Source organism: Vibrio tubiashii ATCC 19109 (genome assembly GCF_000772105.1).
GTDB classification, from domain to species: Bacteria; Pseudomonadota; Gammaproteobacteria; order Enterobacterales; family Vibrionaceae; genus Vibrio; species Vibrio tubiashii.
On record NZ_CP009354.1, the window covers coordinates 2,461,137 to 2,488,030 of the forward strand.

28 protein-coding genes are annotated in these 26,894 nt (G+C 43.7%); 15 read left to right on the plus strand and 13 right to left on the minus strand.

Going from position 1 to position 26,894, the window contains the following annotated elements; genetic code table 11:
• Positions 1-46: 46 nt before the first annotated feature.
• The 4 genes from IX91_RS11205 to htpG form a co-directional block, all read right to left on the minus strand.
• Positions 47-730 carry an oligogalacturonate-specific porin KdgM family protein gene (locus tag IX91_RS11205; protein WP_004746805.1) on the minus strand — a complete coding sequence of 228 codons (684 nt, stop codon included), beginning with the start codon at positions 728-730 and terminating at the stop codon, positions 47-49.
• A gap of 478 nt (positions 731-1,208) precedes the next feature.
• Positions 1,209-2,168 carry a ferrochelatase gene (hemH, locus tag IX91_RS11210; protein ID WP_004748976.1) on the minus strand — a complete coding sequence of 320 codons (960 nt, stop codon included), beginning with the start codon at positions 2,166-2,168 and terminating at the stop codon, positions 1,209-1,211.
• A 133-nt stretch (positions 2,169-2,301) separates the two neighbouring features.
• Positions 2,302-2,946, minus strand: a complete 645-nt coding sequence (adk, locus tag IX91_RS11215) for an adenylate kinase (protein WP_004748977.1) — start codon at positions 2,944-2,946, stop codon at positions 2,302-2,304.
• A 316-nt stretch (positions 2,947-3,262) separates the two neighbouring features.
• A complete protein-coding gene (gene htpG / locus IX91_RS11220) occupies positions 3,263-5,167 on the minus strand; it encodes a molecular chaperone HtpG (protein ID WP_004748978.1) in 1,905 nt (634 codons plus the stop codon).
• Between the two features lie 265 nt (positions 5,168-5,432).
• Between htpG and IX91_RS11225 the strand changes: the two genes are divergently transcribed.
• The 4 genes from IX91_RS11225 to IX91_RS11240 are packed head-to-tail and all read left to right on the plus strand — an operon-like array spanning position 5,433 to position 7,910.
• Positions 5,433-6,299, plus strand: coding sequence for a transcriptional regulator (locus tag IX91_RS11225; RefSeq protein ID WP_004748979.1), 867 nt, complete (start codon positions 5,433-5,435; stop codon positions 6,297-6,299).
• 11 nt (positions 6,300-6,310) lie between these two features.
• Entirely contained in the window at positions 6,311-6,826 is a 516-nt protein-coding gene (locus tag IX91_RS11230; protein WP_004748980.1) for a regulatory protein ToxS, read from the plus strand.
• Positions 6,827-6,865: 39 nt separating this feature from the next.
• Entirely contained in the window at positions 6,866-7,621 is a 756-nt protein-coding gene (locus tag IX91_RS11235) for a sulfite exporter TauE/SafE family protein (protein WP_004749084.1), read from the plus strand.
• A gap of 10 nt (positions 7,622-7,631) precedes the next feature.
• Entirely contained in the window at positions 7,632-7,910 is a 279-nt protein-coding gene (locus IX91_RS11240) for a SelT/SelW/SelH family protein (RefSeq protein ID WP_004748982.1), read from the plus strand.
• A 60-nt stretch (positions 7,911-7,970) separates the two neighbouring features.
• Here the strand turns inward: IX91_RS11240 and yfcE are convergent, their stop codons facing one another.
• Genes yfcE through IX91_RS11265 form a run of 5 tightly spaced genes read right to left on the minus strand, consistent with a single transcriptional unit; the run spans position 7,971 to position 10,836 of the window.
• Entirely contained in the window at positions 7,971-8,519 is a 549-nt protein-coding gene (yfcE, locus tag IX91_RS11245; RefSeq protein ID WP_004748983.1) for a phosphodiesterase, read from the minus strand.
• 50 nt (positions 8,520-8,569) lie between these two features.
• On the minus strand, positions 8,570-8,974 hold the full coding sequence (locus IX91_RS11250) for a CBS domain-containing protein (protein ID WP_004748984.1): 405 nt from the start codon (positions 8,972-8,974) through the stop codon (positions 8,570-8,572).
• On the minus strand, positions 8,971-9,321 hold the full coding sequence (locus IX91_RS11255) for a P-II family nitrogen regulator (protein ID WP_004748985.1): 351 nt from the start codon (positions 9,319-9,321) through the stop codon (positions 8,971-8,973). The genes IX91_RS11250 and IX91_RS11255 overlap by 4 nt, the downstream gene beginning before the upstream one ends.
• Positions 9,311-10,105 carry a DUF1538 domain-containing protein gene (locus tag IX91_RS11260; protein WP_004748986.1) on the minus strand — a complete coding sequence of 265 codons (795 nt, stop codon included), beginning with the start codon at positions 10,103-10,105 and terminating at the stop codon, positions 9,311-9,313. Before IX91_RS11260 ends, IX91_RS11255 begins: the two co-directional genes overlap by 11 nt.
• A complete protein-coding gene (locus IX91_RS11265; protein ID WP_004748987.1) occupies positions 10,102-10,836 on the minus strand; it encodes a DUF1538 domain-containing protein in 735 nt (244 codons plus the stop codon). The genes IX91_RS11260 and IX91_RS11265 overlap by 4 nt, the downstream gene beginning before the upstream one ends.
• Before the next feature lie 230 nt (positions 10,837-11,066).
• Here IX91_RS11265 and IX91_RS11270 point away from each other — a divergent pair, with 230 nt between their 5' ends.
• The 6 genes from IX91_RS11270 to IX91_RS26655 all read left to right on the plus strand — a co-directional run bounded on the left by IX91_RS11270 (position 11,067) and on the right by IX91_RS26655 (position 16,072).
• The gene (locus tag IX91_RS11270) at positions 11,067-11,981 is read left to right on the plus strand and encodes a TIGR01777 family oxidoreductase (RefSeq protein ID WP_004748988.1); all 915 of its coding nucleotides are present in this window, start codon (positions 11,067-11,069) and stop codon (positions 11,979-11,981) included.
• Positions 11,982-12,027: 46 nt separating this feature from the next.
• Positions 12,028-12,855 carry an SDR family oxidoreductase gene (locus tag IX91_RS11275; protein WP_004748989.1) on the plus strand — a complete coding sequence of 276 codons (828 nt, stop codon included), beginning with the start codon at positions 12,028-12,030 and terminating at the stop codon, positions 12,853-12,855.
• A 330-nt stretch (positions 12,856-13,185) separates the two neighbouring features.
• On the plus strand, positions 13,186-14,040 hold the full coding sequence (locus IX91_RS11280; RefSeq protein WP_004748990.1) for a co-chaperone YbbN: 855 nt from the start codon (positions 13,186-13,188) through the stop codon (positions 14,038-14,040).
• 141 nt (positions 14,041-14,181) lie between these two features.
• Complete coding sequence (locus IX91_RS11285; protein ID WP_004748991.1) at positions 14,182-15,105, plus strand: SPFH domain-containing protein; 924 nt, start codon at positions 14,182-14,184, stop codon at positions 15,103-15,105.
• Between the two features lie 8 nt (positions 15,106-15,113).
• A complete protein-coding gene (locus IX91_RS11290; protein WP_004748992.1) occupies positions 15,114-15,569 on the plus strand; it encodes an NfeD family protein in 456 nt (151 codons plus the stop codon).
• Positions 15,570-15,898: 329 nt separating this feature from the next.
• On the plus strand, positions 15,899-16,072 hold the full coding sequence (locus IX91_RS26655; protein WP_004748993.1) for a hypothetical protein: 174 nt from the start codon (positions 15,899-15,901) through the stop codon (positions 16,070-16,072).
• 45 nt (positions 16,073-16,117) lie between these two features.
• Here the strand turns inward: IX91_RS26655 and IX91_RS11295 are convergent, their stop codons facing one another.
• The 4 genes from IX91_RS11295 to zipA all read right to left on the minus strand — a co-directional run bounded on the left by IX91_RS11295 (position 16,118) and on the right by zipA (position 21,594).
• Complete coding sequence (locus IX91_RS11295; protein WP_004748994.1) at positions 16,118-16,858, minus strand: YccT family protein; 741 nt, start codon at positions 16,856-16,858, stop codon at positions 16,118-16,120.
• Positions 16,859-16,941: 83 nt separating this feature from the next.
• Positions 16,942-18,045, minus strand: a complete 1,104-nt coding sequence (locus tag IX91_RS11300) for a porin (protein ID WP_004749085.1) — start codon at positions 18,043-18,045, stop codon at positions 16,942-16,944.
• A gap of 497 nt (positions 18,046-18,542) precedes the next feature.
• Complete coding sequence (gene ligA / locus IX91_RS11305; protein WP_004746227.1) at positions 18,543-20,552, minus strand: NAD-dependent DNA ligase LigA; 2,010 nt, start codon at positions 20,550-20,552, stop codon at positions 18,543-18,545.
• A gap of 151 nt (positions 20,553-20,703) precedes the next feature.
• Positions 20,704-21,594 (minus strand): cell division protein ZipA, encoded by an 891-nt coding sequence (gene zipA, locus IX91_RS11310; protein WP_004746228.1) that lies wholly within the window; start codon positions 21,592-21,594, stop codon positions 20,704-20,706.
• Between the two features lie 194 nt (positions 21,595-21,788).
• On the opposite strand from zipA, the gene cysZ reads away from it, so the two are divergent.
• The 5 genes from cysZ (at position 21,789) to crr (ending at position 26,862) form a co-directional block, all read left to right on the plus strand.
• Entirely contained in the window at positions 21,789-22,526 is a 738-nt protein-coding gene (gene cysZ / locus IX91_RS11315; RefSeq protein WP_004746229.1) for a sulfate transporter CysZ, read from the plus strand.
• 333 nt (positions 22,527-22,859) lie between these two features.
• A complete protein-coding gene (cysK, locus tag IX91_RS11320; RefSeq protein ID WP_004746230.1) occupies positions 22,860-23,828 on the plus strand; it encodes a cysteine synthase A in 969 nt (322 codons plus the stop codon).
• A 300-nt stretch (positions 23,829-24,128) separates the two neighbouring features.
• Complete coding sequence (locus IX91_RS11325; protein WP_004415108.1) at positions 24,129-24,386, plus strand: HPr family phosphocarrier protein; 258 nt, start codon at positions 24,129-24,131, stop codon at positions 24,384-24,386.
• Between the two features lie 137 nt (positions 24,387-24,523).
• A complete protein-coding gene (gene ptsI, locus IX91_RS11330) occupies positions 24,524-26,248 on the plus strand; it encodes a phosphoenolpyruvate-protein phosphotransferase PtsI (RefSeq protein ID WP_004746231.1) in 1,725 nt (574 codons plus the stop codon).
• Positions 26,249-26,352: 104 nt separating this feature from the next.
• The gene (gene crr, locus IX91_RS11335) at positions 26,353-26,862 is read left to right on the plus strand and encodes a PTS glucose transporter subunit IIA (protein ID WP_004746232.1); all 510 of its coding nucleotides are present in this window, start codon (positions 26,353-26,355) and stop codon (positions 26,860-26,862) included.
• Positions 26,863-26,894: the final 32 nt, after the last annotated feature.

A 26,894-nucleotide genomic window follows, 5' to 3' on the forward strand; every position in this document is an offset into this window, starting at 1 on the left:
CAGTAACAACTGGGCCTTAGTGTTAGGACAGTAATTTTAGGTTGGCTTAGAAACCGTAAGAAGCACCGAATACGAATGCAGTGTTCTCTTTCTTATCAGAACCGTCTAGATTTTTCGCACCGTGGCCTTGGCTACGTAGCTCGAAGTATGGTTGAACGCCTTCGCGGGTCCAAGTTGCACGGAACTCGTGGTCCATTGTGTTTTCAGATTTGTCGTTACGTACGTATACGTTGTTGTACGCAAGAGCTAGAGGCATATCCGCAATTGCGTAACCGATACGGTTGTCAAAACGCAGTTGGTCATTGTCACCTTCTTTCATGTCGTGGTAACGCGTACGGTTGCTGATCGCAATACCGTTGTCGAAGTTGTAACCAATTTTAACTAGAGGGCGATGTTGAACAGTTTTACCATCATTTAGCAGGTGGTGGTAACCCGCAGCAACCCATAGGTTGTCATTAATTGAGTAGCTTTGCTCGATACCTAGTGTAATGTATGGAGTCGCCTTATCGCCTTGGTAGTTGTCTTCGTAGCTACCTAGAGAAATACCATCAAACTCTGTTAGTAGTGTTGTACCAGTATCAAATGTGTGGCCCGCTTCTAGTGTAGAAGTCGCGTTAGGGTTTTTGTTTTCACTGTGGAACTGAACGTTACCTGTTACGTAAGAAGAACCCGCATATGCAGTTGATGCGAAAGCAAGCGTGATTGCGCTAAGAGTTAGTAGTTTTTTCATTATAGTCTGCCTTTAATTACTAAAATGTGTTGCGGCTGTATCTTGGTAGTTCTTCACCGTTAACCGCTAAATAGGTTTGCCTCCCTGGCTTGGCAGTCATAATGTCGGATTTAATTCACGATAAAAAATTAATCCATTTTTTGTGCGACGCACTTCAACGTAAAAAAGAGAAAAGTAATTTAATTCTTAACTTTCATACTCTTACAAAAACAAAAAAATTAATAAAATAGAAATTGGTGATCCCTATCACCTAGAGATTCCCTATTAACCAGATTAACAGTATCGAGATCACACAGCTTTTAGCTTTTTATTAATTTTCGATAATAATAATCCGATCCTGATCACCAAAATATCGATCAGACGAATAACTTAATCAGAGAGTTTTAACGGGGCTCTATGTGTGTTTGACGTTACAGAGGCAGGGGCGAGCAATAAAAAAGGCCGCTTTTGCGACCTTTCGAGATGACCAGTCATGCCTTTAACGGCTCGATATCAAGTCCACCATCATTTGAATATGCAGCTCATCGTCATTAAGACATGGGACGTAAGTGAACTTCTCCCCACCATGCTCCATAAACAGCTCACAACACTGCTCTGAAATCTCTTCTAATGTTTCTAAGCAGTCTGCTGAGAAAGCCGGCGCCATAATGTCGAGTTTTTTGATCCCTTTGGCTGGTAAGGTTTCTAATGTTTTGTCTGTATAAGGCTGCAACCATTCCTCGCGACCAAAACGCGATTGATATGTCATACCAATTTTATCGGGTGACAAACCGAGTTCCTCGCCAAGAAGCGCAGTCGTTCGCTCACAATGTTGCGGATAAATATCGCCATTGTCGGCAAAGCGTTTAGGAATACCATGGTATGAGCAAAGCAGGTAATCACCTTGACCGTTCTCTTGCCAAGAACGCTTAACACTCTCAGCCAGTGCTTTGATATACAAAGGGCGCTCGTGGTAATCACGAATAAACTGAAAACTAGGCATTACAGGAATCTGCTTGAATGCTTTAGTCAATCCATCAGATACCGCAGCCGACGTTGTTCCGGAATACTGAGGGTATAAAGGCAAGACGATAATCTCTTCTACCCCTTGAGCCAGTAATGCCTCTACGCCAACTTTTAGGCTAGGGTTACCATAAGTCATCCCTAACTCAACAGGCATACTAACCTGTTGGCGAAGTTTTTCAGCTTGCTTCTTAGAGTAAACCAGAAGTGGAGAGCCCTCTTCCATCCATACGGTTTGATACAGCTTCGCTACTTTTGGTGCGCGAATTGGCAAAATCACACCATGCAAGATTGGACACCATAACCAACGCGTCATATCGACGACACGCTTGTCATGCAGAAACTGACTTAAAAAGCGCTTAACCGCAGGTGCGGTGGCCTCATCGGGCGTACCTAAGTTAACCAGGAGTACACCTTGTTTTTTGTTATTTTGCATAGCTTCCTATCGACACTAAAAAGGCTCTCTACGTACCTATCTCAGAAATGGATCAAACTAAGAGCATAAAAAAAAGCGACCCTAAAAAGGATCGCTTCACTATAGCAAATTTTCAAAATTCGCAGTTAGCTATTTATGCTAGTGCTTTCTCGATATCTGCACTAACTTCAGCAACTTGCTTAGTACCGTCAAACTTAAGGTACTTGGTATTACCTGCTTCTGCTTCTTTACCGTAGTAAGAGATAAGCGGTGCAGTTTGCTCATGGTATACACCTAGACGAGCGCGTACTGTCTCTTCTTTGTCGTCATCACGAACAACTAGATCTTCACCAGTTACGTCGTCTTTGCCTTCAACTTTAGGCGGGTTGTAAACAACGTGGTAAGTACGACCAGAAGGTAGGTGAGCACGACGACCAGCCATGCGCTCAACGATTACGTCGTCAGCAACATCAAATTCGATTACGTAGTCTACGTCAACACCCATTTCTTTCAGGCCATCTGCCTGAGGAATAGTGCGAGGGAAACCATCTAGTAGGAAACCTTTTTCGCAGTCATCTTGAGCGATGCGCTCTTTGATTAGACCAAGGATGATTTCATCAGAAACTAGCTGACCAGCGTCAATAACAGCTTTAGCTTGTTTACCAAGCTCTGTACCTGCTTTGATAGCAGCACGTAGCATGTCACCAGTAGAGATTTGCGGAACACCGTATTTTTCCATGATGAAATTAGCTTGTGTGCCTTTACCTGCACCTGGAGCACCTAGAAGAATGATGCGCATGTTGAATCCTCTTAAGATAATAATGATTTATACCGAAGCTCACTATGGGGTGACCAAATGAACACATCTAGCGCTCACGGTAAGTTTCGGTATAACTGTTCTACAGTTAACAATAAAGCAGGCGTGCACATTACACGCCTGCTCATTGGGTTTCAAGGTTGCATTCTATCATACAATTTAAAACCAAAGCGCGAATTACGACTAAAGAATGCTTAAACACTCACACAAGTCTGCAACTTCTCGCGGTTTTATTCATGATTAACGCAAATAAATCAAAAAGCCCGCAAGATGCGAGCTTTTTGGTGTTTTTAGGCTATTAGCCCTTAGTCAAAAGCGTGTTGATTGCACCTAAGAACTGCGAAGGATCTTCCATCGAACCGCGTTCAGCCAACATCGCTTGGCCTAACAGCAGTTCTACCCAGCGACCAAACGCTTCTTCGTCTACTTCGTCGGCCATACGCTTAACAAGTGCATGCTCTGGGTTAATTTCAAAGATGTACTTCACTTCGGGTGCTGCCTGACCTGCTGCTTCAAGTAGCTTAGCCATTTGTGTGCCCATCTCGAAGTCATCCGTTACCACAACCGCTGGAGTATTGGCTAGCTTAAAGGTCGTGCGAACCTCTTTCACGCGCTCACCTAAGTACTCTTTGGTACGCTCAACGACAGACTTAAACTCTTCTTCCGTCTCTTTCTGCTTTTCTTTCTCTGCTTCGTCTTCAAACTTGCTCAGATCAAGACCCGCTTTAGTGATTGATTGGAACTGCTTGCCATCAAACTCAGTCAGGTAGTTCATCAGCCACTCATCAATGCGGTCAAACATCAGAATGACTTCGATGCCTTTGGCTTTGAACTGCTCTAGGTGCGGGCTGTTCTTAGCCGCTGCGTAGCTGTCTGCAGTCAAGTAGTAAATCTTGTCTTGACCTTCTTTCATGCGTTCTACATAAGACGCTAGACCAACAGTTTGCTCAGCAGAGTCAACTTCAGTAGACGCAAAACGAAGTAATGCTGCGACTTTCTCTTTGTTGCTCATGTCTTCTGCTGGGCCTTCTTTTAGCACCAGACCAAACTCTTTCCAAAACGATTGGTATTTCTCTTCATCGTTTTTCGCCATACGCTCAAGCATAGTAAGAACACGCTTAGTACAAGCATTACGTAGCGATTGGGTGACTTTGTTGTCTTGCAGAATTTCGCGCGATACGTTGAGTGGCAGGTCGTTTGAATCTATTAGACCGCGAACAAAGCGTAAGTATGAAGGCATAAACTGCTCAGCATCATCCATAATGAATACGCGCTGCACATACAGTTTAAGACCAGATTTGTGGTCGCGGTTCATCATGTCCCAAGGTGCTTTCGCTGGGATGTACAGCAAGCTTGTGTAGTCGTTTTTACCTTCTACGCGGTTGTGGCTCCATACCAATGGGTCAGCGAAGTCATGAGAAACATGCTTGTAAAACTCTTGGTATTCTTCTTCAGAGATATCCGATTTATTGCGCGTCCAAAGTGCCTGAGCTTTGTTAATCTGCTCCCACTTTTTCTCACCGGTTTCTTTGCCCTCTTCATCACGCTCAGCGGTCTGAATAGCCACAGGAATACCGATGTGATCAGAATACTTGCTGATCACTTCACGCAGACGCCACTCGTTTAAGAACTCTTTGCCCTCTTCACGCATGTGAAGAATGATGTCTGTACCACGGCTCTCTTTAGAGATAGTTTCAATGGTGTATTCACCTTCGCCCGCCGAGTGCCATTGAACACCCTCTTGAGCATCTAAACCTGCAGCGCGCGTACGAACCGTGACTGCATCAGCCACAATAAATGCAGAGTAGAAGCCAACACCAAACTGACCAATTAGCTGCGAGTCTTTCGATTGATCTTCAGACAGCTTTGAGAAGAATTCAGCCGTACCTGATTTTGCGATAGTACCTAAATGCTCAATCACATCCTCACGGCTCATACCAATACCGTTGTCAGAGATTGTCAGTGTATTCGCTGATTCGTCGAAAGAAAGTTTCACACCAAGGTCTGCATCGCCTTGGTACAGTTCTGAATTTGACAAAGCTTGAAAGCGCAGTTTGTCAGAAGCGTCAGACGCATTTGAAATTAGCTCACGAAGGAAAATCTCTTTGTTTGAGTAAAGAGAGTGAATCATAAGGTGAAGTAATTGTTTTACTTCAGACTGAAAGCCACGAGTTTCTTTGTTTTGAGTTGCTGTATCGCTCATGATAACTCCATAAGTTCTATACTTATCAAGCCAATACATTCATAATAATGATGTCTATTTGGCCTAAATCTGCCAATTAACATGAGGGTGACAAATGTAAATTCAAGGTCAAGAATCATAAAAACAGTGTTTTTTTTGTTTTATTTTGACTATCCTTTGCCACGCCAAAAAATCAAAAAATATAAACTGATTTCACCGAAATTGGTTGTATTGAGCGCTTTAACAACTTAACTGTCTGAAACCTCTAATATAGTGGCCGCAATTAATGAGTAACATAGGTACTAAGTTTAATCTTGATAATAGATTTACCTTTGACCCAAACACTAACTCTCTCGTCGACAAAGAGAATAACAACGAGCTAATTCGTTTAGGTAGCAACGAAAGCCGTATCCTGCTGTTGTTGTGTGAGAAGCCAAGCGAGATTGTCTCTCGTAACGATCTGCATGACTTTGTTTGGCGTAAACAAGGCTTCGAAGTTGATGACTCAAGCTTGACTCAAGCAATCTCTACGCTGCGAAAACTACTAAAAGACTCTACAAAGTCACCGATGTTCGTTAAAACGGTGCCAAAACGTGGTTATCAATTGATTTGTTCTGTAGAGCGCGCAACCACACTAATGAGTGGTGAATCCCTTGAGGAAGAAAACTCAGAGCTTGAAGCTGTTGAAGTTACCGAGCAAATCAAAGTTGAAGAGACAGTTGAAGCACCTGCCGCTCCAAAAGCAGTTAGCTCCGTCAATGAAACAGCAGAAACACAAGTTCAGGTTCGTAAGCCAAGCTCATTGCTATCTAAACTACTAGTTGTAGTAGCGTTCTTGATTCCTTTATGTGTCATCTTATTCACTAACCCAGCTGAGTCTAAGTTCAGACAGTTAGCTGTGTTCGATAACACGGTTGTCAAAGCACCTATGAATCATCCAGATCTCAGCAAATGGTACCCGTCCATCGAGCAGTGTGTGAAGAAGTACAATGAAACACATGTTGAAGCACTGGCTCCAGTGGAAGTGATCGCAACAGGTGGTCAGAACAATCAACTTATCCTGAACTACATCCACTCTTTGGATAATTCAGGTGAAAATATTACTTTGCGAATATTCGCAGAGCAGCAAGATCTCAGTAAAGTTTGCCAGTAGGAAGAACACCGATGAATCAAAAAATTGCAGCTAGCCTACTTGTTATCTCCGCTGTATTTAGCGCTTGGTTATACTGGGGCAGCGATCTTAAAGTTGAACAGGTTCTTACTTCAAAAGAATGGCAATCTAAAATGGTGACTGTTATCACTGAGCCGCTTCAAGAAGAGTCTGTTGGCTCACTTCGTAAAGTCGACGTGGTGTCAAACGTTAAGTACTTGCCAAACAACACTTACATTCGTGTTGCGACAGTGCGTTTGTACCCTTTCGATGCTAAGACAGAGAGCGTGATAAACATCTCCGAAACTGGCGAGTGGGACATCAGTGATAACTACCTGCTGGTCTCTCCTACAGAGTTTAAAGATGTTTCTTCTGCACAAAGCAAAGACTTTACCGCAGAGCAGTTAGACTTGATTACTCAGATCTTTAAGATGGACGCTCAACAAAGCCGTCGTATCGATATTGTTAACGAGAAAACACTGCTGCTGACGAGCTTAAGTCACGGTTCTACCGTTCTATTTTCTAACTAGATTCAATAAAGGGGCATGATGCCCCTTTTCTTTTTTCATATGGATTGGATTAACACCCTCGGCCTGCTGTTGGGCTCACTTATTGCTAATACGCTCGCCTCACTCTCTGGTGGTGGTGCCGGGTTACTGCAATTCCCACTACTGATTTTCTTTGGCCTACCTTTCTCGATCGCTTTGGCCACCCATAAGATCGCCAGTGTCGCCCTTGGTCTCGGGGCTGCCTACACCCACATCAAACAGAAAAGCTTCAGCTACCAAGTAGCTTTGTATCTTATTGGTGTGGGAAGCATAGGGGTCATCATTGGTGCTAACATTGTCTTGCTTATTCCCGGTGATATTGCAGAGAAATTGCTTGGTGGCATGATATTGTGCCTTGGTATCTATTCACGTTTTAAAAAGCAGCTTGGACAACAAGAACTGCCGTTAAATCGCGACACCAAGGGTTGGATAATTGGTGGATTAGGCTTAATGCTCATCGGGGTGATTAACGGTTCACTGACGGCAGGCTCGGGCTTATTGGTTACACTATTTCTAGTGCGCTGGTTCGGTTACAGCTATAAGCAGGCTGTTGCGCTCACCATGCTGTGTGTCGGCCTGTTCTGGAATGGTATTGGCGGTATTGCAATAGTTCAGGCAGGCGCTCCCGTATATTGGCCTTGGTTACCTGCTCTTCTACTAGGCTCATTCATTGGCGGTAGTTTAGGGGCTTACCTAACCACTCGTTACAGCAACCAATTCATCAAGGTATGCTTTGAATTACTGACCTTCGCCGTTGGTATCAAGCTTTTGTTTTAAAGGAATTTTCATGGATAAAGCCATCATTGATATTTACTACTGCCGCCAATGTAATTGGATGCTGCGTTCAACGTGGCTATCTCAAGAGCTACTGCACACTTTTAGTGAAGAGATAGAGACTGTTTCTCTCCACCCAGACACAGGGGGCCGCTTTGAAATTCATTGTAATGGTCAGCTTATATGGGAACGCAAACGCGACGGTGGATTCCCAGAAGCGAAAGTACTGAAGCAAAAAGTGCGCGATATCATCGACCCAGAAAGAGACTTAGGTCATTCAGATTCGAAATAGTGCGAAGTTAAATACAAAGGCAGCTCACTGAGCTGCCTTTGTTTCATTTTGGCTGAGTACTTAATTAATTAGTACCGAGGCCAGTACCTCACCGGAGAAAGTCACGACTTTGAGCTCATTCCCTTCAAATAAGCCATAGCTCGGCGCATGACCATTGCGCGGAAAGGTTATTGAGCCCGGGTTAAATATAAACTGCTCCCCCTCTCGCTGAGCAACAGGAATATGGGTATGCCCGTGAGCCAACACATCTCCCTGCTTTAGCGCAGGACGCTTACTGGAATTGTAGAGATGACCATGAGTTAAAAACAGTCGTTGTCCGGATTCTAATAACACCCAAGCATAATCCATCATCATTGGGAACGAGAGCAGCATCTGATCAACTTCGCTGTCACAGTTGCCACGCACCGCAATGATTTGATCAGCATATTGATTGAGCAGCTCACTCACCGCTGGCGGATTGTAACCTTCAGGGACAGGATTACGTGGGCCATGGTTTAGTATGTCACCAAGTATTACTAACGACTCAGCTCCAGATTTTTCATATTCAGCAAGAACTTGCTGGGTTGCAGGCAAACAGCCATGCAGGTCAGAGGCAAAAAAGAGTTTCACGACATCATCTCCTCAAAAATAATGAGGAGATTCTACGCACTCTTCGGCTGTTAGTCATCATGTACCATGCCGTTAATGACGATGTTGTTGTAACTGACCATTCCGATGATTTTACCTGCTTCAATCACTGGTGCTCGGCTAATACCAAAGCGCTCAAACAAACGGGCGCAGTATTTTACATTCATATCAGGATCGACCGATAATGCGGGCTTAGTCATGATCTCATAAATGTTAGTACGGTCGGGCGAACGGTTTTGCGCAAGCACTTTTTTAGCAATGTCATTCATCAATACCAATCCGTATTCATCATCTTCATTACGCTTATTCACCACCAGCGCTTTAACTTCGTGGCTACGAGCTAGCTGAATCCCTTCTTTTACCGTTGTTAAGCCATCAATGACGACATAGTTGTTGGTCATTACATCCCGAACTCGAACCTTCTTGTGTGTGCTCATAACTCATCCTCTACCACTTTGGTTAACTTCTCGACTTGATGCGCGACTCCAACGGCATCTTCAATATCAATCTGAACCGCAATCCCTTGGCCTGACTCTTGGTCAAACTCTCCGACTTCGCCAATCGTCTCTAAAATGTGTCGGGATAAATGCTCTTCAACAACAAACAACAAAACGTCTTTCTGTACATCTAGGGTGAGACCAAAAAAGGTTTTCTTTTGATTCAGCCCCTCCCCTCTCGCGTTATTGATCACTGTTGCGCCTGTCGCTCCAGCCTTACGAGCGGCATCAAGCACCACGTCTGTTTTACTGTCTTCAACGAAAGCCAATAACAATTTAAAGCGCATTTTCTTCATCCTCCCGCTCAGCACCTTTGTTTAGTCGCTGAGTGATTTGTGCATACCCCATGACCGAAATCATGGGAAATAAACTAGCGAATGCTATCAATCCAAAACCATCTATCATTGGGTTACGCCCCGGAACCGTCGAGGCTAACCCTAAACCTAACGCCGCGACTAACGGAACTGTGACCGTAGAAGTCGTCACTCCGCCGGAGTCGTAAGCAAGTGGGATAATAAGCTTTGGTGCATAAAAGGTTTGTATTACTACTACGATGTAACCGACGATAATGTAGTAATGAATGGGATCGCCAACGACAATCCGGTAGCTGCCCAAAGAAATCCCCACCGCAACGCCAATCGCCACTGCAATCCTCAATCCATTGACACTGATACTCCCACCAGAAACCTGATTGGCTTTAATCGCAACAGCTATCAGAGAGGGTTCTGCAATCGTGGTGCTAAAGCCAATGAAGAAGGCAAACAGATAAACCCAGTAGTAATCCATCCATTCAAACACAGTTCCAGCAGAGAGCTTGAACTGCTGAATAAAGCTTGGAGCGGTAAGCTGCTCAGCCATCGTCTCGCCAAGAGGAAACAACGCCAAATCGAGGCCGATTAAAAAAAGCGATAAGCCAAGAATGACATAGAAAAAACCGAGAATCACTTTCGGCAGGTTGGTTACAGGGCGTCTAAGAACGGCAAACTGAAAACCAAAAATGATGGTAGCTATCGGCAAAACATCGGTAATCGTACCAACAAAGGTATCTAAGAAATGAGTCCACTCGATCATGCCACCACCATTCCATAGACCATTACAAACATCATGGGTAACAGTGAGGCAAAAGCAATCAGACCGAATCCATCTATCATTGGATTACGCCCCTTAATCGCTGAAGCAAGACCGACACCGAGTGCTGTCACCAATGGTACAGTAATGGTTGAGGTCGTCACTCCACCAGAATCATAAGCCACACCAATAATGCTCTGTGGCGCAAACATAGTAAGAACCACCACACCGATGTAGCCGCCAATGATCATATATTGAATGGGCCACCCTTTGAGAATACGCAACACACCCAGCAATATCGCTATCCCAACGGATAAAGCGACGGTGTAGCGAAGTCCATTAGCGTAGTCCTCCATTGACTCTTCATTGTGGGCAATCATTCCTCCTTCTGCAGCCACTTCTGCCGCTTCATCGGCAACAGCAGTTAATGCAGGCTCTGCGACGGTGGTACCAAAACCTAAACAAAATGCAAAGATGAGCAGCCAAAATACGCTTCCCTTACGAGCAAAAGCTTGAGCCATGGTTTCACCGATGGGGAACAAGCCCATCTCTAAACCAAAGATAAAAAACGTTAAGCCAAAGACAACTAATACAAGACCAAACAAAATAGACAGTAAATTTGGGAGAGGCTCTTGTAAAACAACAAGCTGAAAAAAAGCAATGACAACAATGATGGGTAAAAGATCCCGTAAACTTCCTAGTAGCGCTTTAAATAACGCCGTCGCTGCTTCCACTGAACCTCCTTGCAAGTCAGTTAATCGCTAATCTTTTATCTAGCATGGCAAACAATTTCGTTTTCGGATGTGATACTCGCAACGTCGATAAGGATAAACGTAACAAAATGTGAATTTTGTGATATTGCCACGAGTGATCACATTTGCTGCTAAGTAACTATAATTAGTAACAATAGTTCACTATGGTTAAAATTGGACTTGTCTGCTCTGCATAAATAAGAGGATTAGAAATGAAGGTACTGCTCACTGGAGGAACCGGTTTTATCGGCCGAGAGTTGCTTAAGCATTTAACTACTCATGAAGTAGTCTTGCTTACTCGTGAGCCTAGACATGCCAAAATGCTCCTAAGCCATACCGACATGGGCAACGTAACTTACATTTCTTCACTGGATGATTTTCATCACCTCAATGATTTTGACGCCGTCATCAACCTCGCAGGCGAGCCAATAGCCAATAAGCGTTGGACTAAAAAGCAGAAAAAAAACATCTGTGATAGCCGCTGGAAACTGACCGAAACTTTGGTCGAACTTGTTCATGCCAGTACTACCCCACCTGAAGTCTTTATCAGTGGTTCTGCGGTAGGCTACTACGGAGACCAACAAGAACATCCTTTCGACGAAAGCCTTCATGTGAATTGCCAAGGCTTTCCACACCATGTGTGCAGCAAATGGGAGCAAATTGCTAACCGTGCCCGCTCTGAGATGACGCGTGTCTGCATTTTACGTACAGGTGTGGTACTCGCTCCTCAAGGAGGAGCTCTGCTGAAAATGCTTCCTCCTTACCGTTTGGGTTTAGGTGGACCATTGGGCCATGGTCGCCAATATATGCCTTGGATTCATATGTTGGATATGGTCCGCGGTATTATCTACTTGCTCGAAACCCCCCATGCTCACGGGGAGTTTAATCTCTGTGCGCCGCACCCTGTGTCGAATAAGCAGTTCAGCCAAACATTGGCTAAAACACTCAAGCGTCCACACCTTCTTTTCACGCCTAAATGGATAATGTCAGTGGCGATGGGAGAAAGCTCAGTACTACTGTTCGACAGTATTAGAGCCAAACCGAAGAAGTTAACTGAGCTCGGATTTCGCTTCAGTTACTCACGCCTTGAACCTGCACTAAAAAACTTGTTACAACACCATGAATAATCCAGTAACCTAACTCCAATTAAAAGAATCAATGGGTTAGATAGCGATGGATAAATCGATATTAATTACGGGCTGTTCAACCGGAATTGGCTATGTCTGTGCCCACGCTCTACATAAGCGAGGCTATCAAGTCATTGCATCTTGTCGCCAACAACAAGACGTTGAAAGACTGCAAGCAGAAGGACTCACCTGCATCCAGATAGATCTCACTGACAGCCAGAGCATTACCAAAGGGGTAGAGCAAGCATTAGCACTTACCAATGGCAAGCTTGATGCTCTGTTTAATAATGGGGCTTATGGCCAACCTGGAGCTCTAGAAGACCTGCCTACCGATGGTTTAAGAGAACAGTTCGAAACCAACTTTTTTGGTTGGCACCAATTGGTATGCGAACTCCTTCCAACCATGCGCAAACAAGGTTATGGCCGAATTGTTCAAAACAGTTCAGTGCTCGGCTTTGCGGCGATGAAGTATCGCGGTGCATACAATGCTTCTAAGTTTGCGATTGAAGGTTGGAGCGACACGTTAAGACTCGAACTAATGGATACCGATATCCACATAAGCCTGATAGAACCAGGTCCAATTGAAACCGAGTTTCGTTCTAATGCCCTTATCGCCTTTAAGAAATGGATCACTGTTGAAGGCAGCGCCCACGAAAAACAGTACCGTCAGCAAATGGAAAGGCTGAACAACGACACCTCAAGCAACGCGTTTGTTTTGCCAGCAGAATCGTGCATAGATCCCCTTGTTCATGCGCTAGAAGCGAAAAGGCCTAAGATTCGTTACCGTATTACTACGCCGACTAAGGTGTTTGCTGTCTTAAAACGCCTACTGCCAACACGAGTACTGGATAAGATATTGCGACAAGCTGCATGATATTTTCTGCAAGTTTGTAATTATTCCGTAACAATAAGACGTTAGATTAATACTTAGGGCAAGCCCTAGTTATAAAATTCAAGCGCTACATTCGGTATAATAATATGACTTTAAACCAGTTAAACTGGCTGAGTGTGGGTGTTGCGCTAACGCTGTTTATCGTTTTATAGACACCTTCGCTTACCCTTTCGGGAGAACATTAACACCGCCACAGCAGGCGGTGTTTTTGTTTCTGCCAACAATATAATCTCAAATTCAAGCTCTTACCTTGAACTCTCCTCTCCTAGCCCATATCTTTGATCCATAGAATAAGTCGCAAGGAATTCATAGATGCAGTCTCCATTTATTGTTGAGCTAAACGAACAAAACTTCCGCCAAGTACTAGAAGGGTCAATGCAGACCCCAGTGCTAATCCACTTTTGGGCGCCAATGAGCGAAGAAAGTGCGCAAGTGATACCTGACCTGCAAATGCTAGCGCAGCAATATAACGGAGCCTTTACATTAGCTCTTTTGAACTGCGAGCAGGAACAAGCGATTGCAAGCCAGTTTGGTGTTCAAGCCTTGCCTACCATTGCCCTATTCGTAAATGGCCAGCCTGTCGATGGTCTTGGTGGTCCACAAACAATTGCTGCTATTCAACAAATGCTAGCGAAACATCTCCCTAGCCAAGACGAACTAAACTTAAAGCAAGCGCTTGAGCTCATCCAAGCAGGTCAACATGCCCAGGCTCTGCCACTTCTAGAAGCTATCGCCGAGGAATGGAAACAAAAAGGCGATGTAAAACTTGCTCTAGCAGATTGCTATTTAGAAACACAGAATTTTGACCAAGCTAAATTGCTGCTAGAAAATATTCCTCTTGAGTACCAAGATAATTACTACAAAGGCTTAGTCGCTAAATTAGAGCTTCATGCACAAGCAGCAAACAGCCCTGAGATTCAATCTTTAGAAGAAGCGTTGGCACAAAACCCAAGTGACCTAAAACTGGCTAACGAACTGGCGCTTAACTACCACCAAGTGAATCGCGACGAAGAAGCACTTGAGATACTTTGGAACGTCTTACGTACTGACTTGAACGCGCTAGATGGCGAAATGAAAAAGTCATTTATGGATATACTTGCCGCGCTTGGGCAAGGTAATCCGATCGCAGGTAAATACCGCCGTCAACTTTACTCCATTCTTTATTAGTTCATTCTAAATCATAGACTTAAAGCCGGTAGTAACCGGCTTTTATTTTATCCGATTTTCGCTAAAGTTCTCATTTCTGCCATTGTCATAAGCGACTCTATAGGCAACAATCAATAGACTATTCTCATAAGGAACTCAGATATGGCTATTGACTCATTGATTACTATCGGCGTGTTTCTCGTTGTTGTGATTGCACTGATTATCGCTGGTGTAAAAACCGTCCCTCAAGGCAACAACTGGACCGTTGAACGATTTGGTCGCTATACCCACACCCTAAAGCCAGGCTTAAATATCATCATTCCATTTATTGACGGTATTGGTCATAAAATCAATATGATGGAGCGAGTACTTGATATCCCCGCTCAAGAAGTTATTTCTAAAGATAACGCTAATGTCACTATCGACGCGGTCTGCTTTGTTCAAGTGATTGATGCAGCCCAAGCGGCTTACGAGGTTAACGACTTAGAGCATGCAATTCGTAACTTAACGCTGACGAACATCCGTACAGTGCTGGGTTCCATGGAACTCGATGAAATGCTCAGTCAGCGCGATATGATCAACACCAAACTGCTCTCTATTGTTGATGAAGCGACCAACCCTTGGGGGGTAAAAGTCACGCGTATCGAAATCAAAGATGTTCAGCCGCCGTCAGACCTTACCGCAGCAATGAACGCACAAATGAAGGCAGAACGAAACAAGCGTGCAGAAGTACTCGAAGCGGAAGGCATTCGTCAGGCTGAGATTTTAAGAGCAGAGGGTCACAAGCAATCAGAGATCCTTAAAGCGGAAGGCGACAAGCAAGCAGCAATTCTTCAAGCAGAAGCTCGGGAACGTGCGGCTGAAGCCGAGGCTCGTGCAACGACTATGGTGTCAGAAGCGATCGCTAAGGGTGACATGCAAGCCGTTAATTACTTTATTGCGCAAGGCTATACCGACGCACTTAAGTCAATCGGCCAAGCTGAGAATGGCAAGATCATCATGCTTCCACTTGAAGCTTCCGGCCTAATGGGCTCTGTCGCAGGTATCGCCGAAATGTTTAAGCAGTCGAAAGAGTCAACTAAGTAGAGGCTAATGTGTTTGAATTACTAGACAGTATCAATCATTGGCATTGGCTAGCCTTCGGGCTAGCTTTACTTGCTATCGAGCTGCTTGGCACCGCAGGCTATTTTTTATGGCTTGGGCTGTCAGCCTTAATCGTGGGTATTTTGCTCACATTTATTCCATTGAGTTGGCAACTACAGTGGGTTGCTTTCGCAGCATTTACTTTAGTAACCACTTGGCTGTGGTGGCGCAGACAATTTAGATCAGACAGACAATCCGACGCTAACCGTGAACTTAATCAGAAAAGTAAGCAGTTAGTCGGTCAAATCATTCGTCTTGATGAGGATTTTCCAGCCGGGAAAGGACGCTTAAAGGTGGGTGACACCACATGGAGTGCTCAGGCAGAAAGCGCGATTAGTGCAGGTCAACAGGTTGAAATTACCAAAGTGAGCGGAATTATTTTAACCATAAAACCACGAGATAATTAGACTAATCACTTCAATTGACGCGTTTTATTCGTTTTTAAGTAAAATTAAATCGGTAACTAGTTAAAGAAACTCTATTTTTTACGTTTAATTCGAGAAATTAAGTATTTAGCTAGTTGCCAAAACATATAAATACATTTTTCAGAACCATCAAGCCCTAAAAATAATAACCAAACCTTTCATACATTTAAAAATAGCTTCTTCTTTAGACCTTCAACTTAATAAACTTTAAAAAATTTGATTTCTTGCAATTATTTTTGATCCTTCGTGGTCTATTGCCATACTAGTCAATATCTCTGACTAGGAGATTTAGAGACACAAGGAGAAATGTTATGAGAACTTTACTAGCGCTAGCAGTTGCCGGATTACTTTCTTTTTCAGCTTTTGCGGGATCTACTGGGTCTACAGAAATGGGGCCATTTGTAGATTGTAAATTTAAAGATGGTTCGATGGATTATATCCCAAGTGAGATTTGCAAAATGAAGGGTGGAATGAAACTCTACTAATGTTGAAATCGCACCCTATTTATTGGGTGCGATTCACTGAATTCTTTAAAGGGTAATTAGGTGTGACAGAATTTGTTTTCTCTGTTCAACACTAGCCTTGTTATACCAATATCCTAACATTTGGACTGGCTGACTAGCATTTTCTGGTACCGATAGTCCACCTTTATTACGAGCATCAAAGGCTAACTCTGTAAACATGTTTATTTCATCTGACGAAGCTTGTTCTAGCCAGTAGTCAAACATATTTTGTTGTTGCGATGACTGTTTCTTCGGTGCTGGTGCATTATTTGTTGCAACTACAGCTGCTGTTCCCAAGTCTGGATAATGTTTCGAGTTGTATTTAGCAAGCTCTTTTTCATAATCCCGAGTCAACCCGTCAGAAGCTGGCAAAACTGCATATTTAAAGTTAACAGTGCGGCCATTTTTATCAATGACATTAAATTTCGGGGATTCGTTGAATGCTTCAACATGTTCAGAGCGAGTAATCTTTACCCCTGGCTCAAATAACAACGAAGTATCTGATTGTTCAAATGTGAGCACATACGCTGGTGAGTTATACTTCTCTCTCTCTCCCTGTCTTTCAACGAGCTTAGAGACACGAAACACCACTTGGTTGACGCCATTTGGAACAGTGTAGCTATCTTTAGAAAAGAGACTATAACCTAGCTCTTCGCCATCAATCACGATAGGTGAAATATCTCTGTGGAACTTTAATTCCACATCAGCCTGGGTAGCAAATGAAGTAATCACAGCACCAACCATTAACAACGTATTCATTACTTTCATTTATCGCTCTCCTTGAGTGAAAAGAGCATTCTTTAGCTAAAGAATGCTCCATATGGCTTATTTAAATCGTATATTCTAACGAATTAGAAGTAGTACTCAGCACCAACAAGTACGTTGTTACTCCAGTCACTAGTTTGGTAGCTGTTGTCTTTGTTAGACATCTTGTAGTTACGCGAATCTATATATAGGTAAGCACTTGGAAGAATGTAACCTAAACGCGCAGTAACTGCTGTATCACCTGAGTTTGTAAGGCCATCAGCATCGTTTGTTGCTGCATAACCTGCTTTAAGAACCCACTTACCGTCAATGACATATTGAGCAGTTGTAGAGTAAGCTGTTTGGTCAACGTTGCCTTTTTCCATCTTCTTCACAGCACCTGTCAGAGTCAAGTCGCCTAGGAAGACACTACCACCGACAATGTAGTAGCTTTGTGAGTCAACAGTTTCTTTCTGGTTTGCACCACCGTTGTTGTACCATTTAGTCCACTCAGGGTTAACGATAACTGACGAGTTAGTATCGTTTAGTACGTATTTTTCTGGCTCATCCACACCTTGCTCGTAAGACTTTTGCTTGTAGTAACCAGCATGTAGGCTAAACATATCACGAGTAAAAGAAGTACCTAAACTTGTCACTAACTGATCTGTGTTTTGTGTCATACCGCTTAGTGTTGCTTGGAAGTTAAATCCATTCCAAGTCGCAGAATCGTAACGGAATACGCTATCAGCACGGTCTTGGAATGATGCACCAATATCGTTGTTCCAATCAAACACATTACCTAGACCAGGGTTTGTGTGAGGCCAGTCAACGTAGTTGTATGCAGCAACTAACTGACGACCAAATTTGAACTGACCAACACCGTCAAACTCAAGACCGATAAATGTATCACGAGCACCTAACTGACCTGATTTAGCAGTGTTGTCAGCGTTACCACCTTCAATTTGCCAAAGGAATGTAGGGCCGAAGTCTTCAAAGTTAACTTTACCGCGGAAACCAACACGTGACTCCATTACAGAACCCGCACTCGTTGTATCATCGATATTGTTATCAACTAACTGAATAAAACCCGCTGCTTGACCGTAGAATTGTACCGCTTCACCAGCTAGTTCGATTGCTGCGTTAGCTGAGCCTGAAACCGCAGCTGTTGCCACTGCTGCACCTAAAAGCGTACGTTTAAACATTTTGTCCATGGAAAAAACTCCTAAAAATGGATATAGCTGTCTTTTTATTTTTCTCACCTTAAGTTGGCCGCCGAAGGGAGAAATCATTTCCTATGTGAAAACCTTGGATTAATCATTAATTCTTAGTTTTCGATTTCCTGCATACACACCGTGTATCCATGTGTCTCAGACTAACTTCGCGACAAAAAACATCAACCAGAACTTAATTTTCATGTAAAAAAATATGACCCGCTACAAATTTTTATAATTCCAGTGATCCAGATCGACAATCACTCTCCTTACAAGTTCAAAAAATATTTAAAACAATAAAAACAAACACTTAAAGATAAAAAACTTCTAAATCACATTGAAGTGCGTCGCATAATTTTATTTAAGATTCACATAATTACATCTAACAAGATCCTCATCACAGAAGATCTGAGCATATTATGAGGTTCAAAAAAGCACTTTATTCATGACAAAAAAAAGCCACCAAAAGTGGTGGCTTAAAGATAGGGTTTAGTCGGTTACATTAACGAAATAAGGTCTTCTTCGGTACGAATTTCAATGCCCAACTCTTGCGCTTTAGCAAGCTTAGAGCCCGCATTTTCACCAGCAAAAAGAATGTCTGTTTTCTTAGAAACACTACCGGTTACTTTTGCACCTAGTGCTTGCAGAGCAGCTTTTGCATCTGAACGAGTAAGCTGAGATAGTGAGCCAGTTAAGACCACAGTTTTACCTTCTAGCGGCTGAGGAGCATCTTCATCTTTCTCTTCGATATCAGGCCAACTCACCCCTTGCTCGATCAGTTCATCAATCACGCTTTGGTTTTTGTCTTGAGTAAAAAATGCCGTGATATGGCTCGCAACTATATCGCCAATATCTTGAACTTCGACCAGCTTTTCATGGTTTGCAGCTTTAACTAAGTCCAAAGTTTTAAAATGTTGCGCAAGATTTGCCGCCGTTGCTTCACCTACTTCACGAATACCTAACGAATATAAGAACCGAGCTAAGGTTGTTTGCTTAGCTTTGTTCAAAGCATCAACCACATTTTGCGCAGATTTTGGTCCCATTCGGTCAAGTACAGTAATCACACCAGCAGATAGTTTAAACAGGTCGGCAGGTGTTTCTACCATTTCGCGATCAACAAGCTGCTCAATCACTTTCTCACCTAGCCCATCAACATCTAGCGCCTTACGCGATACAAAGTGCTTCAACGCTTCTTTACGTTGCGCCTGACAAACGAGACCACCACTACAACGAGCAACCGCTTCACCTTCTACTCGTTCCACTTGTGATTTACACACAGGGCAGTTTTCCGGGAAAACAATCTCACGAGCGCTCTCTGGACGACGATCAGTCACCACAGAAACAATTTGAGGGATCACGTCACCCGCTCTTCGTATCACAACCGTATCGCCAACCATGACGCCCAAACGCTCAATTTCATCGGCATTGTGAAGGGTTGCATTACTGACGGTGACGCCACCCACAAAGACAGGCTCTAGCTTAGCAACAGGCGTGATAGCGCCTGTACGTCCAACTTGGAACTCGACATCATTTAGCGTGGTGATTTCTTCTTGAGCAGGGAACTTGTATGCAATCGCCCAACGTGGCGCTCTAGCGACAAAGCCTAGTTGTTCTTGAAGAGTGATCTGATCAACTTTAATCACCACCCCATCGATTTCGTACGCTAATGACTCACGGCGTTCGAGGATATCTTGATAATAAGCTTTCACTTCATCGAGATTGTTTACGCGCTTCGTCTCTGGACACATTGGCAATCCCCAGCCTTTCAGCTGGATGAATCGTTGATAGTGACTCGAAGAGAGCTCAACACCTTCAACCACACCGACACTGTAGGCATAGAAGCTCAATGGGCGAGTTGCTGTTATACGTGAATCCAATTGACGCAAACTACCTGCCGCTGCGTTACGCGGGTTAACGAAAACTTTTTCGCCTTTCTTTAGTGCTTGCTCGTTAAGTTTGTCAAAACCCGCTTTAGGCATAAATACTTCACCACGCACTTCAATGCGCGCTGGCCAACCTTCACCTTGAAGCTTCAATGGAATGGCTTTGATAGTACGAACGTTCTCGGTGATATTTTCACCTGTTGCACCATCGCCACGAGTGGCAGCTTGGACCAGTACCCCGTTTTCATACAGCAGGCTAACCGCAAGGCCATCTAGCTTTGGTTCACAGCAGAAAACATCAAACTTCGCGCTTGGAATACGATCGCCCATACGCTTATGGAAGCTTTCTAGCTCACCATCATCAAAAGCATTATCTAATGAAAGCATTGGAATCTCGTGCGTGACCGAGTCAAAACCGTCTAATGGCGCTCCGCCGACTCGTTGGCTTGGTGAGTCTATGGTGATAAGTTTTGGATTTTGAGACTCAAGCTCCATAAGCTCACGCATGAGCCTGTCATATTCAGCATCCGGTATTTCTGGATTATCCTCGACGTAGTACTTCACTCCATGGTAGTGAAGCGTTTTACGCAATTGATTAAGCTTCTCTTGAATCTCTGTGGACATAGCTAACTCTATAATTATTACTTCTAACGGTGCTAAGAACGGCTCGTTCTTAGCGGCCAATGCAGGCAGTATGAACACGCCTTACAACGTTCGCAACTGAGAATGAATGAAAAAAGGCTCCGTACGGAGCCTTTCTAACGAATAGGAATGATTAGGCTTGTTGCGCCGCTTTAAACTCTTGAATCTGAGCTCGGTAGCTGTCTAGTCGATTTGGCGTCATCAAGTTACGCGCATCATCTAAAACATTGGCACCTAAGTCATCAGCAATTTGCTGAGCAGTCTTAAGCATCAGCTTGAAGTTTTGTTCTGCATCGCCGAAACAAGGCATCGTCATAAAGAAAGAGATACCCTTAGTAGAGAACTCAGCAGGGTCATCATGCTTTAACGTGCCCGGCTGCATCATGTTGGCAACACTAAACAGGACTTTGCCTGTACCTGATAGATCGGCATGGCGATGGAAGATATCCATTTCACCGTAGATCAAGCCGTTTTGTTGCATACTGTCGAACAGTTTAGTGCCAACAAAAGGCTCTTCACCGGAGCAATGTACATTGAGGACAATGACTTCTAACGGCGCTTCTTCTTCCGCTGGTTGCGTTTCAGGCTCTTGAATAGGTGATGGTTCGACAATAGGTTCAAGCACTTCTTCGTGTGCGGCTTCGACGACCTCTTCAACTTCATCCAATGACTTACTTGAGAAAGAAGGCACATCCAAATCTACGTCATCTTTATCAGTAGTAGATGGATTAACTTCTGGTGATGCTTCTTGGTAAGTATCGATGAGCGGATCTGCGATGACTTCATCTCGGTCTATAAAGCCGGGCTCTTTACGCTCTTTCTTGATGATTTCAAAATCATCTTCTGGAGCAAAAGCGCGCTCAGGGACTAGGTCCGAGTCTTCATTGTCGACATCCAGCTTGCCAATCGGTTTGCTACCAAACTTGGCTTTCCCTTCTTTTTTACTCGTCCATAAACCGTGGAACAGCAAAGCGGCAATCGCCAAAGCTCCAACAATTATGAGTACAAATCGCAGTTCCTGCATTTTTAGCTCTCATTTGCTCGATAGTAAACGGGTTACATCGAATCTGTTTAAACCTAACTTTGAGTTACTCTACCAAAACTCGCCCCTGTTTTAGAACAACTTAATGTGAGAAGTTCCTGAAATGTTGTGATTTTGAACACGCTTTTTTCTTGTTAAGATAGAAAACGTTCGTTTTTACACCACAAAAGCAAAATATGAATACACAGATTAGACAGCGTTCTGGCTTTGGCTACTTCTTCCACGGTTTAGAACTGGCACGCACTCCGGGCATTCGCCAATTTGTTATATTGCCACTACTGGCCAACATTATCCTAGTTGGTGGAGCTCTCTACTACTTGTTCTCCAACCTAGATGCTTGGATCGGACAGCTGATGGGACAGTTACCCGAGTTTTTGTCTTGGCTTAGTTACCTACTCTGGCCTCTGTTAGTCCTGACAATACTCGCAACGTTTTCATACTTCTTCAGTACCTTGGCCAACTTTATTGCTGCCCCATTCAATGGATTACTGGCTGAAAAAGTTGAAGAGCATCTAACCCAGCAGAAAGTCAATGAAGATGGCATGATGGCCGTCATTAAAGACACGCCAAGAATCATGGCTCGTGAATGGCGCAAACTGGTGTACGTTCTACCTAAAGCCATTGGTCTCTTTCTGCTACTTCTAATCCCAGCGTTAGGTCAAACCATCGGTCCGTTTCTATGGTTTATCTTCACGGCGTGGATTTTGGCGATTCAATATTGTGACTACCCATTTGATAATCACAAAGTGCCGTTTAATGACATGCGAAACAATTTGAAACAAAAACAAGGCAAAGCCTATAGCTTTGGTGCTTTGGTCTCTGTTTTCACCACAATTCCAATTTTGAACTTGTTTGTGATGCCAATTGCCGTCTGCGGTGCTACCTCAATGTGGGTTGCAGAGTTTAAGAAGTAAGAGCTGGATAACTGGATAACTGGATAACTGGATAACTGGATAACTGGATAACTGGATAACTGGATAACTAAAGTTGCTCCGATATGGTTAAGGAGTCAACTCTAGTTTTCCTGCAGGGCGAAGCCCGAACCCGTTCTCCAGAAGCGAAGTGTTCTATAGGGCAACGCCCGTTCCCAGCCACCACCCTTTCATATCATATAACTATTTAATCCTTTTCTCGTTTTTTAACCTAGCCTAATCTCTACCCTACAAATCAATTCACTAGAACTGCATCTATTTGAAGCGTTTGCTTTGAAATAGATTTGAAACAGAACAGAGATGAAGGATCACACCATGAGTAAAATCTACGAAGACAATTCTCAAACTATTGGTAACACACCTCTTGTACGCCTAAACAAAGTTAGTAACGGCAAAGTACTAGCAAAAGTTGAAGCACGTAACCCAAGCTTCAGCGTTAAATGTCGTATCGGTGCCAACATGATTTGGGAAGCGGAAAAGGCTGGCACACTTAAGCCTGGCGTAGAGCTTGTTGAACCTACAAGTGGTAACACTGGTGTGGCACTGGCTTTCGTTGCTGCTGCGCGTGGTTACAAGCTAACGCTAACAATGCCTGAGTCAATGAGCCTAGAGCGTCGTAAACTACTTAAAGCACTAGGTGCAAACCTTGAGCTAACAGAAGCAGCAAAAGGTATGAAAGGCGCGATTGCTAAAGCAGAAGAGATTGTTGCTAGCAACCCTGAAAAATACCTACTACTACAACAGTTCAACAACCCTGCAAACCCACAAATTCATGAGAAGACGACTGGTCCTGAAATCTGGGATGCAACGGACGGTGAAGTTGACGTATTCGTAGCAGGTGTTGGTACAGGTGGTACTATCACAGGTACAAGCCGATATATTAAAGGCGAAAAAGGCAAAAACATTGTTTCTGTTGCGGTAGAGCCAGCAGAGTCGCCAGTGATTGCTCAAGCGCTTGCAGGCGACGAAATTCAACCTGCTCCGCACAAAATCCAAGGTATTGGTGCTGGATTTATCCCTGGCAACCTAGATTTAGAACTTGTAGACCGTGTTGAGGCTGTGACATCAGAAGAAGCAATTGCGATGGCTCGTCGCCTAATGGAGGAAGAAGGTATCCTAGCCGGTATCTCATCAGGTGCAGCTGTTGTTGCAGCAAACCGCTTAGCAGAACTCCCTGAATTTGCTGGGAAAACAATTGTTACAGTTCTTCCAAGTTCAGGTGAACGTTACCTAAGCACAGCCCTGTTTGCGGGCATCTTTACCGAGAAAGAGAACGAACAGTAATATGTGTTCAAATCAATTTTTCGTCTAAAAAAGCCCCATTCAGGGGCTTTTTTGTTGATCCCTGCCTCACCTTTGGTAATATCAGGACTGTTTTATTTCTAGCATCAAAATAAAGAGCTAGATGAGAATTTCTCTCAATGGCGAACAACAGCATAGACTGGCGGCGCGATTGTTAAATTTACAACCAGTATCAGTTCTGACACGAAATGAACGTTATGCGCCTAGCAGAATAGTACATTTACCGTTAAGCTAAATCTGGTTAAGAAACTATCAAAATATAAATCAATTGGGGTATATAACATGTACGAGAAGCAAGTAGAAATCACTGCAGAAAACGGTCTTCACACTCGTCCAGCTGCACAGTTCGTTAAAGAAGCTAAAGCATTCGACGCGGACATCACTGTGACTTCTAACGGTAAAAGCGCTAGCGCGAAGAGCCTTTTCAAGCTACAAACTCTTGGCCTAGTAAAAGGTACAGTAGTTTCTATCTCAGCTGAGGGCCCACAAGCTCAACAAGCTGTTGACCACCTAGTTGCTCTAATGGATCAACTACACTAATCCGGTCTCCTATTTTCAAAGCCATTTTGTGAAAGCAAAATGGCTTTGTTGGAAATAGGGCCAAATATAAGCTACAAATATTCGTTAGCGCACTCATTATTCTCCCGTTTTAAAGTTGACCAATTTAAGGTAAGGCTATGATTTCAGGCATCCTAGCATCTCCTGGTATTGCTATCGGTAAAGCACTACTACTTCAAGAAGATGAAATTGTCCTAAACACAAATACTATTTCTGATGATCAAGTAGAAGCAGAAGTTGCCCGTTTCTTCGACGCGCGTAACAAATCATCTGCTCAGCTTGAAACTATCAAGCAGAAAGCACTTGAAACCTTCGGTGAAGAAAAAGAAGCGATCTTTGAAGGTCACATCATGCTTCTTGAAGACGAAGAGCTAGAGGAAGAAATCCTAGCGCTAATCAAAAATGACAAGATGCACGCAGATAACGCTATCCACACAGTTATCGAAGAGCAAGCATCTGCTCTAGAATCTCTAGACGACGAATACCTAAAAGAACGTGCAACAGATATCCGTGATATCGGCACGCGCTTTGTTAAAAACGCACTAGGTATCAATATCGTTTCTCTAAGCGATATTAACGAAGAAGTTATCCTAGTTGCTTACGACCTAACGCCATCTGAAACAGCACAAATCAACCTAGACTACGTTCTTGGTTTCGCTTGTGATATCGGCGGTCGCACTTCTCACACTTCTATCATGGCACGCTCTCTTGAGCTTCCAGCGATTGTGGGTACTAACGACATCACTAAACAAGTTAAGAACGGCGACATGCTGATTCTTGATGCGATGAACAACAAGATCGTTATCAACCCTTCTGAAGGCGAACTAGCAGAAGCGAAAGCAGTAAAAGCTGCCTTCATCGCTGAAAAAGAAGAGCTAGCGAAGCTGAAAGACCTACACGCTGAAACAACTGACGGTCACCGCGTAGAAGTTTGCGGTAACATCGGTACTGTTAAAGACTGTGACGGTATCATCCGTAACGGTGGTGAAGGTGTTGGTCTGTACCGTACTGAGTTCCTATTTATGGACCGTGATGCTCTACCAACTGAAGAAGAGCAGTACCACGCGTACAAAGAAGTTGCGGAAGCAATGAACGGTGAATCAGTAATCATCCGTACAATGGACATCGGTGGTGATAAAGATCTTCCATACATGGATCTTCCACAAGAGATGAACCCATTCCTAGGCTGGCGTGCAGTACGTATCAGCTTAGACCGTCGTGAAATTCTTCGTGACCAGCTACGTGGCATCCTACGTGCTTCTGCACACGGTAAACTGCGTATCATGTTCCCAATGATTATCTCTGTAGAAGAAATCCGTGAGCTTAAGAAAGCAATCGAAGAGTACAAAGCAGAGCTTCGCGCTGAAGGCCACGCATTCGATGAAGAAATCGAAATCGGTGTAATGGTTGAAACTCCAGCAGCAGCGGCTATCGCGCACCACCTAGCAAAAGAAGTGGCATTCTTCTCTATCGGTACTAACGACCTAACTCAGTACACGCTAGCGGTAGACCGTGGTAACGAGATGATCTCTCACCTTTACAACCCACTATCACCAGCAGTACTAACTGTAATCAAGCAAGTGATCGACGCATCACACGCAGAAGGTAAATGGACTGGTATGTGTGGTGAGCTTGCAGGTGATGAACGTGCAACGCTTCTTCTACTAGGTATGGGTCTAGACGAGTTCTCAATGAGCGGCATCTCTATTCCTAAAGTGAAGAAAGTCATCCGTAACTCTAACTTTGCTGAAGTGAAAGCAATGGCTGAAGAAGCGCTTTCACTACCAACAGCAGCAGAGATTGAAGCGGTTGTAGAAAAATTCATCGCAGAGAAAACTCAATAATCAGCTAATTCCAATAAGATAGGCGGCAAAAATTGTCGTCTATCTTCTGAGATTGGTATACTATAATTCGACAGAATTAAATAAAACGTTAGGAGCATGACACAATGGGTCTGTTTGACAAACTTAAGAAGCTAGTATCTGACGACAGCGCAGAAGCAGGTGCAATCGAAATTATCGCACCTCTATCTGGTGAAATCGTAAATATCGAAGATGTGCCAGATGTTGTTTTCGCTGAGAAAATCGTTGGTGACGGTATCGCGATCAAGCCTGCTGGCAACAAGATGGTAGCTCCTGTAAACGGTACTATCGGTAAGATCTTCGAAACTAACCACGCATTCTCTATCGAGTCTGACGATGGCGTTGAACTATTCGTTCACTTCGGTATCGACACAGTTGAACTAAAAGGCGAAGGCTTCAAGCGTATCGCTGAAGAAGGTCAATCAGTTAAAGCTGGCGACACTATCATCGAGTTTGATCTAGCGCTACTAGAAGAGAAGGCAAAGTCTACTCTAACTCCTGTTGTTATCTCTAACATGGACGAAATCAAAGAGCTGAACAAGCTTTCTGGTTCTGTAACTGTTGGTGAAACTCCAGTACTACGTGTAACTAAGTAATTCCTACTTAGCAACGCACAAAAAACGCAGCC